Source organism: Bacteroidota bacterium (assembly GCA_013360915.1).
Taxonomy (GTDB): Bacteria; Bacteroidota; JABWAT01; order JABWAT01; family JABWAT01; genus JABWAT01.
Map to the genome: position 1 here is coordinate 23,266 of JABWAT010000010.1, position 14,148 is coordinate 37,413.

A 14,148-nucleotide genomic window follows, 5' to 3' on the forward strand; every position below is an offset into this window, starting at 1 on the left:
TATTTCCACAATCTTCATTTTAAGGAACACCTTATGACAGACTCACTTGAACCCATCTCCGCACAGGAATCCGTTACGCCGCCCGAACCGGTTCTTTTTGCAGACTCCGCCATCAGGGGCTTCCTGGTGGAGACTTCAAAATGGGGAAAATTTCTGGCGATCCTTGGCTATATCGGACTTGGTATTATGATTTGTGCCGCACTCGTGATGATGTTTCTCGGATCCCTGATCCCCGGAACCGGATCGGCTCTTCCGACCTCGTTGTTTGGTCTGATCTATCTGGTTTTCGCGGCGCTGTATTTTGTGCCTGTTCATCAGTTATATCTGTTTTCTGCATCCATTCGTGAGGCTGTGGAAATGAACCTGCAGGACCGGTTCACCGAAGGATTCAGCCATCTGAAAACACTGTTCCGCTTTTTGGGAATCCTTTCCATCGTGGTCATCGGTTTTTACATACTCCTTCTGCTTTTTGTTCTTCCCATGGCCATGATGGTTGCTCCCTGAGCAGGTCATCGGATTTTCTGTCACCAATTCAGTCAAAATCACATGCAATCCCTTTCCCCTGATCTGTCCGGATATGGATTTGGTCCGGAACAAGAAGCCTGGTTCAGTCAGCACCCTCAGGATGGTCTCTTCCCCGGACGCGTGGTGGCCGTTCACCGCGACCGGTTTATCATCGTATGCGGAGAGGGCGAAAAAGAAGCCGAATTGACCGGAAATCTGCGCTTCTCGGCCAACAGCAGGGAAGATTTCCCCGTGGTTGGTGACTGGGTGGCCATCCGGATTCCCGATCCGGATCTGGCGCTGATTCATTCGGTTTTACCCAGACGGTCGCTTCTGAAGCGCAGGGATCCAGGACGGGAGTCTGAAGCGCAGCCATTGGTTGCCAATCTGGATCTGGCACTTCTGGTTCAGGCGGCTGACCGGGATTTTAATCTGAACCGGCTGGAACGATATCTGACCATCTGCAACGACGCACCGGTTCCCGCCGTCATGATTCTAACAAAAACCGACCTGGTCTCTCCCGCTGATCTTCAGTCCATGCTTACCTCGGTAACACGGCGGTTTCCGGGGTTGAACGTGGTGGCCATCAGCAATGAAACAGGGGAAGGACTACCCGATCTGCTTCATCTGCTGGAACCCCACAAAACGTATGCGTGTCTGGGTTCCTCGGGTGTGGGAAAATCCACGCTGATCAATACTCTTACCGGAGAGAAGCGGCTTGAAACCCAAACGATCAGTGAGATCACCGGAAAGGGCAGACACACCACCAGTCACCGTGAACTGATCCGCCTTCCTTCCGGGGCGTTACTGATCGACACGCCCGGCATGAGGGAACTCGGATTGGCCGATGGAGGCGGACTGGCAATCACCTTCGACCAGATCAGCCGTCTGGCCTCCGGTTGCCGGTTCTCAGATTGTACTCATACCCACGAATCGGGATGTGCAGTTATCGGTGCAGTCGGCACGGGTGAACTGGAACGGGACATTTACGATCATTATCTGAAGCTGGACCGGGAGCGTCGGTATTATGAAACCTCTGCCGCCGACCGTAAACGCAAGGAAAAGATCATTGGCAAACTGGTTAAGAATTTTTATAAGGAATCTCCCAAACGCCGGTCATGAAAACGATCGAGGAAAAACTCTCAGAAATCCTGACCACACGAAGGAAACCAGAAATGGTCCGGTGGGTCCGCCGGACGCCGGATTCCATGCCGGTTCTGATCCGATTGGCCTCTGGTGACCAGGGACATCTCTCCTGGCGCGCGGCCTGGGTGCTGTGGGATGCCATGGAACCCGATGACCCACGCGTGATTCCCCACCTTTCCTCCATGATCAAACGCCTGCCCTCCCTGCCTGATAACCTGATCAGGGAATGGCTGATGGTTATGCAGCGGTTGACCATTCCGGACAAGCTGGAAGGCCGTGTTTTTGATTTCTGCCTGACTGTCTGGGAGGAAATCGATAAACAGCCTTCGGTGCGGCTGAATGCCCTGAAACTGATCCTGAAGATGGCAAAACACTATCCGGAACTGATTTCCGAACTGGGTCCTGTCTTTGAAGACAGGTACACCGACACCCTGACACCGGGCGCCCGGCGGTCCTTTGAAATCATGACCGCCCCTTTACTGAAAAAAAAGCTCTCTGGTCCAGGCTGACCGGCTACCTTGTGGGTGAGATCACGAAGTCAGACCTGTGTGACCTCTCCTGCTTTCATCGGACGGAAGGTCTGTACATATTAATGTTTAATAAATATTGAAAGATGCTTACCGATGCAGGCCATCGTTTATCAGAAATCAGATAAAACCTTCTCCCTCAAAACCCTGCCCGATCCCGTCCCTGCAGACAACCAACTCCTGATACGGGTTGAAGCTGTCTCCCTGAATGCAGCCGACTACCGAACCATGCAACTGGGTTCCATCCCAAAACATGGGATTTTCGGTGCTGATGTCACGGGCCTGGTCATTGGCGTGGGTCCCGGCTGTACACGGTTTAAAGAGGGGGATGCGGTGATGGCAGACCTTTCGGGAGCAGGATTTGGCGGCCTGGGCAATCTGGTGGCTGTTTCTGAATCTCTGGTATCCTTCCGTCCATCCACTCTACCACCCGAACAGGCCGCCTGCCTGCCGCTTGCGGGCGTCACCGCCCTGCAGGCCCTTCGCGACAAGGCACACCTTGAGCCCGGAAGCTCGGTACTGATCGTCGGTGCCTCGGGTGGCGTCGGGACGCTGGCCATTCAGATTGCGCGGCATTCCGGAGCCATCGTTTCAGCGGTCTGCAGCACCCGTCACGTTCAGACCGTTTCAGATCTGGGTGCAAGCAAGGTGTTTGATTACTCCACCACCGACTGGACGACCACCAAAACCCGTTATGATGTGATTCTGGCTGTGAATGGCAATCACCCCCTCCGGACCTATTACCGTCACCTGAAACCAGGCGGTACCTGCGTGGTGATCGGTGGTTCCTATTCACAGATTTTCCGATCCCTTCTGTTCGGATGGCTCTGGTCCTTCGGTTCCCGGGCTATCAGGCCTCATATGGCCAAACCCAATGCAGAAGATCTGGATTTTCTCTCCAATCTTGCTGGATCCGGTCACCTGAAACCAGTCATCGATACCATCCTTCCCCTTGAAAAAACAGCAGAAGGTTTTGAACGGATCCGTCACGGACATGCTGCCGGCAAAGTGGTGATCCGGATGTAAGCCGGTCTGCATGCAAACGGCCAGAGAACTACTCAGCATTCTCATTTCTGAAACCAACCCGGTGAACCGGGAGGGAATGGCCCGTTTTGGCATCAATCCGGCAGGGACACTCGGTATTTCCATTCCGCGCCTGAGGGAACTGGCCCGTTCCAATAAGCGGAATCACGAGGCAGCACTGGAGTTGTATCAGTCTGGTTACCATGAGGCCAGAATTCTGGCATCCATGATGGCCGAGCCGAAACGCATGACCCAGGAACTGATGCAGGATTGGGTCACCTGCTTCGACAGCTGGGATGTTTGTGATCAGGTCTGCCTGAATGCCTTTGCCACCTCTCCTGACCGCTGGCTGGTGCCATTTTCCTGGATGGAAGACGACCGGGAGTTTATCCGCCGTGCCGGTTTTGTCATGATTGCCGTTCTGGCCGTCAAGGATCTTAAAGCACCGGATGACGGATTTATCCGCTCGCTTCCCTACTGCCGGACTTATGCAACCGATCCCCGGAATTTCGTGAAAAAGGCCATTTCCTGGGCATTGCGACAAACCGGCCGTAAACGATCTGCTCTGGTTCCCTCCATCATCCAACTGGCCGGTGATCTGCTCGCCAGCAACGACCCCACCTCCCGGTGGATCGGACGGGACGTCAGAAACTACCTTCTCCCGGACTGACCCCAATTTCACAGCAACCGGTTCAATCTACTGATTAGTTGCGCAACCGAATGGTTGCATATATCTTTGTCTTTGGTTGAGCTGAACAAGGAGTTCCATGCGCCGAGATCCGTTTCAGGCCATTGCCGATCCGACCCGCCGTGCGATCCTGATGCTGCTGGCTGTCAATACCATGACGGCCGGGGGCATTGCTGATCACTTTGCGGTCAGCCGGCAGGCTGTTTCGAAGCACCTTCAGATTATGACGGAGTGCCAGGTGGTGTCTCCCGTTCAGCAGGGTCGCGAGATTCACTATCAACTGAATCCGGACCGGCTTGCGGAACTGGATCAGTGGCTGAGTCAGTTCCGGCACCTGCTTGGTCAGCGATTTAATCAACTCGACGATGTATTAATCCAACTGAAAGAGAAACCAGTATGAGTCAGGCTGTATTTAACTTCATCACCGACAAACCTTCAAACCGGATCCGGGTGGAACGATCATTTAATGCTCCGCTTGATCTGGTATGGTCAGCATGGACCGAAGCCGACCTGCTGGACCGCTGGTGGGCCCCCAAACCATACCGGGCTGAAACCCGATCAATGAACTTTTCTGTGGGCGGGCAGTGGCTGTATTGCATGATCGGACCTGAAGGGGACCGTCATTGGTGTTTATTTAACTATGAATCCATCGAGCAGCAAAAACGCTACAGCGGTTACGATGCCTTCTGTGATGAAACCGGAGCCATTAACCAGACCAAGCCGAGGGTCGACTGGAACAATGAGTTTGCTTCAACCGGCCCCGATTCGACCATGGTCACCATGCATTTGCAATTTCAGTCGCTGGCCGACCTGGAAACCATCATTCAGATGGGCTTTAAAGAAGGTTTTACCATGGGGATGGAAAACCTGGACGAGTACATTGCTGCCCAGTTTTATCTACGCCGGCAAAAGAAGACAACTGTCTCACCCAGAGTCTCTACCTACGTCAACTTCCCCGGAAACACCGAGGAAGCATTCCGGTTCTATCAATCGGTATTCGGTACCGCATTTATCCACGGTATTCAACGGTTTGGGGATATTCCCGCCGATCCCGGACAGCCTCCCATGTCTGATAAGGTCAAAAACCTGGTTCTTCATGTGGAACTGCCGCTGCTGGGCGGGCATGTACTGATGGGAACCGATGCACCGAAGGAAATGGGATTTACCGTTACCCCGGGAAACAACATGCACATCAATCTGGAACCCGATTCACGTGAAGAAGCCAACCGGATTTTCCACGCACTTGCCGAAGGTGGGTCCATTTCCATGCCGATTCAGGACATGTTCTGGGGTGCCTATTTCGGAAGTCTGACCGACCGGTTCGGAATCAACTGGATGGTGAACCATCAGACAAAGGAGAACCAATGACCTACCGACCGACACTTTACTGGGTTTCCACCGGGCTTTTTGCCGGATTCATGGCCTTTTCAGCCATTCCTGATGTGATGATGGTTCCCGAGGCCGTCGACTTTATCACGAAACTGGGATACCCTGTCTATTTCATACCGTTCATTGGCGTTGCCAAATTGCTGGGCTGTCTGGCCATCCTGATGCCATTTCTGAATCGGGTCAAAGAATGGGCCTATGCCGGACTGGCGTTTGATCTCATCGGTGCCGTTTATTCCAACCTGATGGTGTTCGGATGGGATACTGGAATGTTGATGATGATTCCGGTTTTTGGCCTTTTCACTTTGTCTTACTGGCAGAGCCAGCTCAGAGCCAGCAAGCCGGTGGGTTGATTTCCCACGGGTTCCTGCCGACTTTCCGAACAAACAAATCAGACAGAACGGGAGGTTGGCATGGGACAATCATCAGATACACCAAAAGTCACCGGAATCGGGGGAGTCTTCTTTTTCTCTGAAAAACCGGCTGAATTGCGGGAATGGTATGGAAAGCAGCTGGGACTGGCGGTTAACGATTACGGATCCAGTTTTGAATTCAGAAACGCCAACAGTCCCGATGAAATCAACTATCTGCAGTGGAGTCCGTTCCCCTCGGATACCACTTACTTTTCCCCCTCAGTCAAGCCTTTCATGATCAATTACCGCGTACAGAATCTGACCGGTTTGCTGGAGAAACTGAAGTCTGCCGGGGTGACCATTCTCGACGAAGTGGCTGTTTACGATTATGGTAAGTTTGTCCACATTTTGGATCCCGAGGGAAACAAGATCGAATTATGGGAGCCCGTCGATCACGTCTTTACCCAAATGGGTGGTGAGACCACCAAATAACAACCGGGATTTCTTATTCCATGTGACAAGGGTTCACCACGGGTGGTCGGTCCCGTCATAATTGATGAACCGACCCGAATCGGCAAGGGTTAGCCGGTCAACGACCTGCGTGATCAGGTTTGAAACCGACTGGCTGGTGGTGAATCGGGCCCGTGAACCGCCCATGTCGGTCTGAACCCATCCAGGATTAACCGTCACACAAATGATGCCCTCTTCCCGGAGCTCAAAAGCCATGGACCGGTTCAGTACATTCAGCAGGTTTTTACTTCCCACATACCCATAATGGCCACCGAAGGACAGGCTTGAAACCGATCCCAGCCAGCTGGATATGCTCAGAACGACCGGCCGGTCACTTTTATTCAGCAAAGGCCGCAGATGTTTGGTCATCAGCAGCGGAGCCAGACTGTTTACCCTGAAGACCTCCATCATTTCTTCCGGATCCAGATCCTTCAGATAAAAGGCCTTGGCCATTCTCGATTGATCAGGATAATCCTTCGGATTGATTCCGGCATTGTTCACCAGCAGATCCACCTGTCCGAACTGCTGACCGATCCAACCCGCCATTCCGGCAATCTGATCTTCCCGTGTCACCTCAAGCGGATAGGGATGGACCTCTCGTGCTTCGATTTTTGCTGCTGCCTGACTGGCTTTTTCAGCATCACGCGCAGTGAGAATCACCCGGTAATTCATGGCAGCCAATTGACGGCACCATTCCAGACCGAGTCCTTTGGAGGCGCCCGTTACAACCGCCGTTTTCATCGCTTCAGCAGCTTAAAGGCAATTTCACGACCCTGTCCCTGAAACATGGCCAGGTTGATCCAGAACCACGCAAACTGTTCCATCAAAGTGAATTTGTCATTGCCACCAATGGAGTAGCAGTCGGCAAACCCGGCGTCTTTTGCCAGCTGAATGGCCGTGTCTCGTCCCCGCGCACTGTCACCGGCCACAAACAGATCAATGGCAACGCACTGATACACCGGATTGACCATGTTGTTGAATCCGGTCGTATTGAAACACTTCACCACATCGCGGGTTTGGGTGTTCGCAAGAATGGCCTCGGTTGTATTGGCAAACCCTTCGGCCCCTTTTCCCATTACCGTGTTCATGGCATCAATGATGACTTTTCCGGTGGTATCACCAAGGCTTCTGACCACCGGGAGGGTCTGCGTGGCTGGTGTGGAAATCAGGATCACCTCCGATTGCCGGACAGCCTCAGCAACCGGCGCAGCCGTGATTCCGGGAACTGCAAGCAGATGCTTGCCCTTGAATGTGTTCATATCGCGCACACCAAGAATCACCTGATGACCTTTTCCGGCCCATTTAGTGGCAAGTGCACCTCCCACATTTCCCGATCCGATCACTGCAATCATCATAATCTGATACTCCTTTTACCTGTAAACTGTATGGTGACAAAGATCCCCGTTTGTGGTATTTTGCTCAATATACTTCCCATGAAATACGATACACACTTATAGGAAAGTATCACCCGCGACAGGAGTCACCCATGCCCGAATTCATGTATAACAACAAGCTGTATTACAATCCGGTCGAGTTTGCCATGGACCGGATCGGAGGTACATGGAAAATGCCGATTCTTTGGCGTTTGAAGGACCGGATCCGGCGATACAGTGAGTTAAAGAAGGTCATTCCGCACATCACCCATAAAATGCTCACCAGTCAGTTGCGTGCATTGGAACAGGAAGGATTTATCCGGCGCGAGGTGTTTCCTGTGGTGCCGCCCAAAGTCGAATATTCACTGACCGATCGGGGTAAACGGGCCATTCTGATGATTCAGCAGATCAGGGAGTATGGAATGGAACTGATGGAGGAATTTGGTGTCGGACATCCCGAAAGCAACCAGCCACGTTAACCGGTGGCTGGTCATTCAGGAGAGAAATACCTTCAGGCCGGACTATTTGAGCGCCGCGTTCCCGGTTGTCAGATTGAGCTCATACGTACTTCCATTCAGGGTCAGTGTGGCCTTCTGGTTGCCATGAAAAAGAACCGACCCCACATAACTGAAAGACTTTCCGTCAGATGAACTGCCTGACACCGTGCAATCGGCGGTTCCGCCTGTGATTCTTTTCGATACTTTGCCAACGGTCATGTCTTTAAGGCCAATGACGACTTTCGAGGTAAAAGATCGTTTCTGTCCGATTTTCGAAGCCTGGGAACCGTTTCTCTCATAGGTTCCATTGATTACCAGACTGGTGTCGGCCGGCAGCAGCCCGGTCACCGTCCAGGAGGCATCCGAGCTGTCAGAGGAAGACAGCCGCGGGGTGTCATAGGTCCCCTTCATGTCATAGGTAAAGTTTACTGTAAACCGGGCGCCGTACTCCCAGGAAAAGTGGAAGGTATAATCCCACACATATCCGCCTGTCAGATTGCCCTGACGGTAAACGGTTGTGTCAAATCCGGCCGATTTCGAAAAACCAGCCGCGGCACCACGGGTCAATTCCACGACATCCTGGCTTTGCCCCGAAATCCCCTGCGTGGATTTTTCACCACCCAACGCTCCTGCCACTGCTTCGGCCGCCTCTTCTTCCAAACCCGTCAGTTCATCGTCTTCCTTGTTGCAACCGGTTCCTGTCACGCCCGTCAGGAAAGCAATCAGTAAGGTTAATGGCCACCATTTCATCCGTTATCTCCTTTTCTGCATCTTTTTTTAATTGTTTCCGGCATTAATGCCGTTCCCTTTCTGCAATCCAAACGGCATGCCAATCTTCTATCTTATTGATGGTGTTTACGATAGGTTTAATCTGTTCTGATGATTAGTGTAAGGATAGCGGGAAAAAGTGAAAGGATGAAGCGATACCCTCCGGTTTGGTGCCGGTCCGATAAAAAAAAGGGTCACCCGGTTAACCGGATGACCCTTACGGATGATCAGTGTCAGGAATGTTACTTCAGGTCGATATTCACCGGTTTCACATCCCAGATTTCCTCTGCGTATTCACGAATGGTCCGGTCACTCGAGAACTTGGCCATGTTGGCCACATTGAGGATGGACATTTCGGCCCATTTTGCCGGATTGGAATAGGCTTTATCCACCTGATCCTGGCAACGGATGTAATCTTCGAAATCGGCCATGAGGAAGAAACGGTCTCCTTCATACAGCAGATAAGAAACCACCGGCATGAACAGGTCAGCCTGCTCGGGTGAGAAGACACCGTGGGCAATGGAATCGACCACTCCACGCAGTTCGGCATTGGCCTGATAGTAGGTCATGGGGTTATAGCCTGCCTTCTTAATCTCTGCAATTTCGGCATCGGTATGTCCGAAAATGAAGATGTTTTTCTTGCCGACTTCTTCCATGATCTCAATATTGGCCCCGTCAAGGGTTCCGATGGTCAGGGCCCCATTGAGGGCAAACTTCATGTTACCGGTACCGGACGCTTCCATTCCGGCGGTGGAAATCTGCTCGGACAGTTCGGAAGCAGGCAGAATTTTTTCCATCAGGGAAACCGAATAGTTCGGCAGGAAGAAGACTTTCAGGCGACCCTTTACATCGGGATCGTTGTTGACCACATCGGCCACTGAATTGATCAGTTTGATGATCAGTTTGGCCATGAAATAACCGGGAGCGGCTTTGCCACCAAAGAAAACAGTCCGGGGAACCATTTTCTGAGATGGGTTTTTCTTGATCCGGTTATAGAGGGCGATCACGTGCATGATGTTCATGAGCTGGCGTTTGTACTCATGAATCCGTTTCACCTGAAAATCAAACATCGATTCCGGATTGGCATCGAAACCGAACCGGCTCTTAATGTAGGCAGCAAACCTGACTTTGGCTTCGAGTTTGTTTTTCAGCCAGGCTTTCTGGAACGCTTCATCCTTGGCAAAGGCAGACAGGGCTTTCAGCTTGTCGAGGGTGAAATGCCAATCCGTCCCGATTTTCTTATCGACCAGCGCGGTCAGTTCGGGGTTGCAGCGCAGCAGGAACCGGCGATAGGTGATCCCGTTGGTTTTGTTGTTAAACTTTTCGGGCCAGAGTTCATAGAAATCACGGAAGACTTCATTCTTGAGAATTTTGGTATGAAGGGCAGCCACTCCATTCACCTTTTTACTTCCGACAATGGCCAGGTGGCTCATCCGGACCATTTTCTCCTGAGCTTCCTCAATGATGGACATGCGCCGTAAGCGGTAAACATCATTCGGATAGTTTGCCTTCACAAACTCGACAAACCGACGGTTGATCTCATAAATGATCTGCATATGGCGCGGCAACACATGTTCAATCAGGTGAACCGACCATTTCTCGAGGGCTTCGGGCAGAACGGTGTGGTTGGTGTAGCCAAAGCTGTTGATGGTGATTTCCCAGGCATCTTCCCATGAAATACCATTTTCATCCATCAGCACACGCATCAGTTCGGGAATGGCAATGGAAGGATGGGTATCATTCAGCTGGAAGAAGACCTTTTTGGTGAAGGCCTTAAAATGATCATTCGGATGGTCGTTTTTATACCGGCGAACGGCATCCTGAATGGTGGCACAGACAAAGAAGTATTGCTGTTTTAACCGCAATTCCTTACCGGTGTAGCGCTGATCGTTCGGGTACAGAACCTTCGAAATCACTTCGGAATTGTTTTTGTGTGCAACAGCCTTTTCATAGTCTCCGGCGTTGAATTCATCGAACAGGAATTCACGGGAAGATTTGGCTGACCAGAGACGCAGGTTGTTCACGGTGTCATTCTTATAACCGGGAATCAGAATATCATAGGCCACGGCCACCACTTCCTCAGTGTCGGCCCAGGTGTAATGAATGTGTCCGTTGGGTTCGTGAATGGTGTCAACACGACCATAGAAGTGGACCGGATATAAATCTTCGGGATGTTCAAACTCCCAGGGATTCCCATAACGCAGCCAGTTGTCAGGTTGTTCGGCCTGAAAGCCGTCCTTTATTTTCTGATAGAAAATGCCGTATTCATACCGGATTCCATATCCGTAGGCGGGAAGCTGAAGGGTCGCCATGGAATCGAGAAAACAGGCAGCCAGACGGCCGAGACCCCCGTTACCCAGTCCGGCATCCACTTCGGCTTCTTCCAGATCGGCCAGAGAATAACCCAGTTCCTTACAGGCTTTATTCACCTCGTCATACAGACCCAGATTCAGCAGGGCATTGCCGAGAGTCCGGCCGATGAGGAATTCCAGGGACAGATAATAAACCCGTTTGGCATCTTTTTTATGATAGGTCCGCTGTGTGACCAGCCAGCGTTCAATCAGCCGGTCACGGGTGGCCATGGCCAGCGCTTTCAGCTTATCCAGCTGAGTCGCCCGGAATTCATCTTTTCCCAGACTGAACTCCAGATGATCGATAATGGACTTTTTAAGACTATCCGTCGAATTATCGAGTAATTCGTTATTCATGGTAGTCAGTTTGGTTTTCTTTGGCGTTGCAGTCTTTGCTGCCATGACTATCTCCTGAACAGGTGAAGGCAAACCGTAAAAATAGGAGGAAAGGCAAAAAGAAAAAAGAAAAAAAGCGCTTCCAATTCTTTTATTGCCTAATGCTGATCAACGGACATTGGCATCCCCGAGAATGCCAGCCACGTGTTTTCGTGCCAGAATGAGTGATTTCCGGCGGTTTGGAGAGGGTTCAGCCGAAATTGCAGACAGATCGGCCCGCCGGATAAGCCAGGGTACCGGACCACGGGAGTCGACCCAGGTTGGCCAAAACCGGAATCCGGCCATTGTAAACCGGCCGTGGTGGTTCAGGATCTGAATATCCGCCAATCCGCCGATCGCTCTCGGGAACGTTCGCTGTGCAGAAATCAGGTTTCCCAGACTGAATAAGACCAATCCGGAATCCCCGGATTCCCTCTTCACCCACCTGGCGGGCTGAATGACATGCGGATGGTGACCAGCCACCACATCGACTCCTGACCGGATCAGATGTTCTGCAATCCTGATCTGGGATTGAGAGGGTAAACTGTCGTATTCCGTTCCCCAATGCAGGGCCACGACGGTAAACACGGGCACATCCGGGGGACGTTCTGTCTGTAAAACGGCGAGATCCTTCCGGATGGAGACGGTGTCAATAACCGGAATCATCCAGGCCACTGAGTCGGGAATGGTTCCGTTGATGCCATAGGTATAGGCAGCAGTGGCCAGCAGGCCCTGACCGAACTGAAACAGGCGAAAGCCCTGCGCCTCGGACGTATCGGCCCGGACACCCTGCTGGGTAAGGCTGGTCTGGGCCAGGAGGCGTCGGGTTTCTCTGATTCCCTTTACTCCCCAGTCGAGGCTGTGGTTGTTGGAGGTCCACACACCAGAGAAACCGGCGCGGTGAACCGCTTCGGCAAACGCAACCGGTGTACGGAATCTGGGATAGCCATGGAAAACCGCAGGGGTTTCCCACAACACCGTTTCAAGATTGGCCCAGGCGGTTTTTCCGGCAAGCAAGGGAGCAATTTCTGTAAAAACCGGATCAAAACGCCAGGTTCCATCAGTCTGTCTGGCAGACTTTAACTGTTCGTCATGAACCATCAGGTCGCCGGCAAGCACCAGGTGCAGGGTATCGGGAACCGCGGGTACCGATTCGGCGGGTACCGGTGGTGATGCAGCATCTGTGAACCAGAAAAAAAGGAACCCAGGAAGGACTAAGGAAGCCGCTTTCATTCTATATAACATCAGCCTGAAGTTGTATATCTGCACAAATAAAATCTCATTCTTCCCGTTAAATGGTCAAAGATCGCAGGCCTTTCTGCCCCGGACAAAATACAAACGAAACACGGGCAGGGTCAGATTTTTGCCTGACTGAACCACTGACTGCGGTTTTCTGATGGGCCTGCTCAATCAGCCGATGGGTATTTTGAGCCAATTGTCCGTCATCTTTTTCCTTTTTAAGCGGAAATTATTGACACCAAGTATTACATTTGACATCCAAAAAACTCAGTAACAGGAAAAACCATGAGACCACGCCCTTTACTTACCCTGCTTTTTGCATTTCTGTTGATTCCGGCCACCGCCTTTTCCCAATCGGGAAAGACCTACGGATCGAAACTGACCCTGAAGGAGCCCACCCTGGTTTCTGCGATTCTGGCCAATCCCAAAGCCTATGTCGGGAAAGTGGTTCAGGTCAAAGGAATCATCGTGGATGTCTGCAGCAAACGTGGCTGCTGGATGGAAATATCCGGAGACAAACCCTACACCAAGCTTCGGGTCAAAGTTGAGGATGGGGAAATTGTGTTCCCGGTCAGTGCCAAGGGTCAGGAAGCCGTCGTCGAAGGTGAGCTTACCGAGATTAAACTGACGAAAGAACAGGCACTCGAAAGAGCCAAACATCAGGCCGAAGAATATGGAAAACCCTTTGACCCGGCCGCAGTTCAGGATACGGTGATTTATCAGCTGAAGGGATTGGGTGCCGTTGTCCGCTGAGGGAGGATTTGCCTGGCGGAAGTGGAACCGGATTCTTCACCGCGATCTGGGTTATCTGGCTGTCGGGCTTACAATCATTTATTCGGTTTCCGGGATTGCGGTGAACCACGTTTCCGACTGGAATCCGAACTACTATCAGGATGTTCAGCAGGGCCGACTGGATCCGTCCCTGCTGACCGTCACGCAGGATGATTCACTGGCATCCATTATTCTTAAGGAAACCGGGTTCGACAGTCCACTTAAAAACACCTACCGCCCTTCACCCCAGGAATTCAGACTGTTTTTGCGGCATTATACCATCGACATCAATCTGACCACCGGCAACTGGCAGGCCGAACTGGAGCAGCCGCGTTTCTTACTTCACTTCTTCAATTTTCTTCACCTGAATCACGCCAAGGAAATCTGGACGTGGATTGCAGACCTGTTTGCGCTGGTTCTGATTTTTCTGGCCATATCGGGTCTTTTCATGATCAAGGGACCTAAGGGAATCAGGGGTCGGGGTGCCTGGCTGACCCTGTTGGGTATTCTGGTTCCGCTGGTGATTGCATGGATTTATTATAATTAATAAGTCATTCTTTTCATTTTCTGTCAGCGGGATGTCCTGAAACTATTGACATTACCCCGGCAACCACCTAAAATCGCAGATCGCAATCGA

At 51.8% G+C, this 14,148-nt stretch carries 17 protein-coding genes; 12 read left to right on the forward strand and 5 right to left on the reverse strand.

Going from position 1 to position 14,148, the window contains the following annotated elements:
• Window positions 1-33: 33 nt before the first annotated feature.
• The 9 genes from HUU10_11145 to HUU10_11185 all read left to right on the forward strand — a co-directional run bounded on the left by HUU10_11145 (window position 34) and on the right by HUU10_11185 (window position 6,119).
• The gene (locus HUU10_11145) at window positions 34-504 is read left to right on the forward strand and encodes a hypothetical protein (protein NUQ82153.1); all 471 of its coding nucleotides are present in this window, start codon (window positions 34-36) and stop codon (window positions 502-504) included.
• A gap of 42 nt (window positions 505-546) precedes the next feature.
• Complete coding sequence (rsgA, locus tag HUU10_11150) at window positions 547-1,626, forward strand: ribosome small subunit-dependent GTPase A (GenBank protein NUQ82154.1); 1,080 nt, start codon at window positions 547-549, stop codon at window positions 1,624-1,626.
• On the forward strand, window positions 1,623-2,159 hold the full coding sequence (locus HUU10_11155) for a hypothetical protein (protein NUQ82155.1): 537 nt from the start codon (window positions 1,623-1,625) through the stop codon (window positions 2,157-2,159). Before rsgA ends, HUU10_11155 begins: the two co-directional genes overlap by 4 nt.
• Before the next feature lie 114 nt (window positions 2,160-2,273).
• The gene (locus tag HUU10_11160; protein NUQ82156.1) at window positions 2,274-3,203 is read left to right on the forward strand and encodes an NAD(P)-dependent alcohol dehydrogenase; all 930 of its coding nucleotides are present in this window, start codon (window positions 2,274-2,276) and stop codon (window positions 3,201-3,203) included.
• Between the two features lie 10 nt (window positions 3,204-3,213).
• Window positions 3,214-3,870 (forward strand): DNA alkylation repair protein, encoded by a 657-nt coding sequence (locus HUU10_11165; GenBank protein ID NUQ82157.1) that lies wholly within the window; start codon window positions 3,214-3,216, stop codon window positions 3,868-3,870.
• Window positions 3,871-3,967: 97 nt separating this feature from the next.
• Complete coding sequence (locus HUU10_11170) at window positions 3,968-4,288, forward strand: winged helix-turn-helix transcriptional regulator (GenBank protein ID NUQ82158.1); 321 nt, start codon at window positions 3,968-3,970, stop codon at window positions 4,286-4,288.
• Window positions 4,285-5,256: an SRPBCC domain-containing protein gene (locus HUU10_11175; protein ID NUQ82159.1), complete on the forward strand. Its 972-nt coding sequence runs from the start codon at window positions 4,285-4,287 to the stop codon at window positions 5,254-5,256. The genes HUU10_11170 and HUU10_11175 overlap by 4 nt, the downstream gene beginning before the upstream one ends.
• A complete protein-coding gene (locus tag HUU10_11180) occupies window positions 5,253-5,627 on the forward strand; it encodes a DoxX family protein (protein ID NUQ82160.1) in 375 nt (124 codons plus the stop codon). The genes HUU10_11175 and HUU10_11180 overlap by 4 nt, the downstream gene beginning before the upstream one ends.
• Before the next feature lie 60 nt (window positions 5,628-5,687).
• A complete protein-coding gene (locus HUU10_11185) occupies window positions 5,688-6,119 on the forward strand; it encodes a VOC family protein (GenBank protein ID NUQ82161.1) in 432 nt (143 codons plus the stop codon).
• Between the two features lie 33 nt (window positions 6,120-6,152).
• Here the strand turns inward: HUU10_11185 and HUU10_11190 are convergent, their stop codons facing one another.
• Window positions 6,153-6,878 (reverse strand): SDR family oxidoreductase, encoded by a 726-nt coding sequence (locus HUU10_11190; protein NUQ82162.1) that lies wholly within the window; start codon window positions 6,876-6,878, stop codon window positions 6,153-6,155.
• Window positions 6,875-7,492, reverse strand: a complete 618-nt coding sequence (locus tag HUU10_11195; protein NUQ82163.1) for an NAD(P)-binding domain-containing protein — start codon at window positions 7,490-7,492, stop codon at window positions 6,875-6,877. Before HUU10_11195 ends, HUU10_11190 begins: the two co-directional genes overlap by 4 nt.
• Before the next feature lie 131 nt (window positions 7,493-7,623).
• On the opposite strand from HUU10_11195, the gene HUU10_11200 reads away from it, so the two are divergent.
• Window positions 7,624-7,989 (forward strand): helix-turn-helix transcriptional regulator, encoded by a 366-nt coding sequence (locus HUU10_11200; protein ID NUQ82164.1) that lies wholly within the window; start codon window positions 7,624-7,626, stop codon window positions 7,987-7,989.
• A gap of 42 nt (window positions 7,990-8,031) precedes the next feature.
• On the opposite strand, the gene HUU10_11205 is transcribed toward HUU10_11200, so the two are convergent.
• The 3 genes from HUU10_11205 to HUU10_11215 all read right to left on the reverse strand — a co-directional run bounded on the left by HUU10_11205 (window position 8,032) and on the right by HUU10_11215 (window position 12,734).
• Window positions 8,032-8,757 (reverse strand): hypothetical protein, encoded by a 726-nt coding sequence (locus HUU10_11205; GenBank protein NUQ82165.1) that lies wholly within the window; start codon window positions 8,755-8,757, stop codon window positions 8,032-8,034.
• A 260-nt stretch (window positions 8,758-9,017) separates the two neighbouring features.
• On the reverse strand, window positions 9,018-11,483 hold the full coding sequence (locus tag HUU10_11210; protein NUQ82166.1) for a glycogen/starch/alpha-glucan phosphorylase: 2,466 nt from the start codon (window positions 11,481-11,483) through the stop codon (window positions 9,018-9,020).
• A 147-nt stretch (window positions 11,484-11,630) separates the two neighbouring features.
• Window positions 11,631-12,734 carry a CapA family protein gene (locus tag HUU10_11215; protein ID NUQ82167.1) on the reverse strand — a complete coding sequence of 368 codons (1,104 nt, stop codon included), beginning with the start codon at window positions 12,732-12,734 and terminating at the stop codon, window positions 11,631-11,633.
• Between the two features lie 291 nt (window positions 12,735-13,025).
• Here HUU10_11215 and HUU10_11220 point away from each other — a divergent pair, with 291 nt between their 5' ends.
• Entirely contained in the window at window positions 13,026-13,493 is a 468-nt protein-coding gene (locus HUU10_11220; GenBank protein NUQ82168.1) for a DUF4920 domain-containing protein, read from the forward strand.
• Window positions 13,483-14,058, forward strand: coding sequence for a PepSY-associated TM helix domain-containing protein (locus HUU10_11225; protein NUQ82169.1), 576 nt, complete (start codon window positions 13,483-13,485; stop codon window positions 14,056-14,058). The genes HUU10_11220 and HUU10_11225 overlap by 11 nt, the downstream gene beginning before the upstream one ends.
• Window positions 14,059-14,148: the final 90 nt, after the last annotated feature.

Excerpts from the sequence above, each read along its gene's own strand:
- HUU10_11155 (NUQ82155.1), top strand. The coding sequence starts at position 1,623 with ATGAAAACGATCGAGGAAAAACTCTCAGAAATCCTGACCACACGAAGG.
- HUU10_11160 (NUQ82156.1), top strand. The coding sequence starts at position 2,274 with ATGCAGGCCATCGTTTATCAGAAATCAGATAAAACCTTCTCCCTCAAA.
- rsgA (NUQ82154.1), top strand. The coding sequence starts at position 547 with ATGCAATCCCTTTCCCCTGATCTGTCCGGATATGGATTTGGTCCGGAA.
- HUU10_11205 (NUQ82165.1), bottom strand. The coding sequence starts at position 8,757 with ATGAAATGGTGGCCATTAACCTTACTGATTGCTTTCCTGACGGGCGTG.
- HUU10_11190 (NUQ82162.1), bottom strand. The coding sequence starts at position 6,878 with ATGAAAACGGCGGTTGTAACGGGCGCCTCCAAAGGACTCGGTCTGGAA.
- HUU10_11185 (NUQ82161.1), top strand. The coding sequence starts at position 5,688 with ATGGGACAATCATCAGATACACCAAAAGTCACCGGAATCGGGGGAGTC.
- HUU10_11170 (NUQ82158.1), top strand. The coding sequence starts at position 3,968 with ATGCGCCGAGATCCGTTTCAGGCCATTGCCGATCCGACCCGCCGTGCG.
- HUU10_11200 (NUQ82164.1), top strand. The coding sequence starts at position 7,624 with ATGCCCGAATTCATGTATAACAACAAGCTGTATTACAATCCGGTCGAG.
- HUU10_11210 (NUQ82166.1), bottom strand. The coding sequence starts at position 11,483 with ATGAATAACGAATTACTCGATAATTCGACGGATAGTCTTAAAAAGTCC.
- HUU10_11195 (NUQ82163.1), bottom strand. The coding sequence starts at position 7,492 with ATGATGATTGCAGTGATCGGATCGGGAAATGTGGGAGGTGCACTTGCC.
- HUU10_11215 (NUQ82167.1), bottom strand. The coding sequence starts at position 12,734 with ATGAAAGCGGCTTCCTTAGTCCTTCCTGGGTTCCTTTTTTTCTGGTTC.
- HUU10_11175 (NUQ82159.1), top strand. The coding sequence starts at position 4,285 with ATGAGTCAGGCTGTATTTAACTTCATCACCGACAAACCTTCAAACCGG.
- HUU10_11145 (NUQ82153.1), top strand. The coding sequence starts at position 34 with ATGACAGACTCACTTGAACCCATCTCCGCACAGGAATCCGTTACGCCG.
- HUU10_11165 (NUQ82157.1), top strand. The coding sequence starts at position 3,214 with ATGCAAACGGCCAGAGAACTACTCAGCATTCTCATTTCTGAAACCAAC.
- HUU10_11180 (NUQ82160.1), top strand. The coding sequence starts at position 5,253 with ATGACCTACCGACCGACACTTTACTGGGTTTCCACCGGGCTTTTTGCC.
- HUU10_11220 (NUQ82168.1), top strand. The coding sequence starts at position 13,026 with ATGAGACCACGCCCTTTACTTACCCTGCTTTTTGCATTTCTGTTGATT.